This window comes from Kitasatospora sp. NPDC057595 (assembly GCF_042800875.1).
Taxonomy (GTDB): Bacteria; Actinomycetota; Actinomycetes; order Streptomycetales; family Streptomycetaceae; genus Kitasatospora.
In genome coordinates this window covers 1-1,032 of record NZ_JBHVGL010000085.1, presented here as the reverse complement: position 1 = coordinate 1,032, position 1,032 = coordinate 1, and the positions used below count along the sequence as shown (strand labels likewise).

At 56.0% G+C, this 1,032-nt stretch carries 1 rRNA gene; it reads right to left on the bottom strand.

The window, feature by feature from the left end:
* Positions 1-2 precede the first annotated feature (2 nt).
* Positions 3-1,032 (bottom strand): 23S ribosomal RNA (locus ACFU9E_RS35645); the annotation flags it as partial.

Here is a 1,032-nt window from a genome sequence, read left to right as displayed (position 1 = left end):
CTGAGGACAAGCCCTCGGCCTATTAGTACCGGTCAACTCCACCCCTCACAGGGCTTCCATATCCGGCCTATCAACCCAGTCGTCTACTGGGAGCCTTACCCTCTCAAGGAGGTGGGAGTGCTCATCTCGAAGCAGGCTTCCCGCTTAGATGCTTTCAGCGGTTATCCCTCCCGAACGTAGCCAACCAGCCATGCCCTTGGCAGAACAACTGGCACACCAGAGGTTCGTCCGTCCCGGTCCTCTCGTACTAGGGACAGCCCTTCTCAACACTCCTACGCGCACAGCGGATAGGGACCGAACTGTCTCACGACGTTCTAAACCCAGCTCGCGTACCGCTTTAATGGGCGAACAGCCCAACCCTTGGGACCTACTCCAGCCCCAGGATGCGACGAGCCGACATCGAGGTGCCAAACCATCCCGTCGATATGGACTCTTGGGGAAGATCAGCCTGTTATCCCCGGGGTACCTTTTATCCGTTGAGCGACGGCGCTTCCACAAGCCACCGCCGGATCACTAGTCCCTACTTTCGTACCTGCTCGACCCGTCAGTCTCACAGTCAAGCTCCCTTGTGCACTTACACTCAACACCTGATTGCCAACCAGGCTGAGGGAACCTTTGGGCGCCTCCGTTACCCTTTAGGAGGCAACCGCCCCAGTTAAACTACCCACCAGACACTGTCCCTGATCCGGATCACGGACCCAGGTTAGACATCCAGCACGACCAGAGTGGTATTTCAACGACGACTCCACCATGACTGGCGTCACGGCTTCAAAGTCTCCCACCTATCCTACACAAGCCGAACCGAACACCAATATCAAGCTATAGTAAAGGTCCCGGGGTCTTTCCGTCCTGCTGCGCGAAACGAGCATCTTTACTCGTAATGCAATTTCACCGGGCCTATGGTTGAGACAGTCGAGAAGTCGTTACGCCATTCGTGCAGGTCGGAACTTACCCGACAAGGAATTTCGCTACCTTAGGATGGTTATAGTTACCACCGCCGTTTACTGGCGCTTAAGTTCTCAGCTTCGCCCC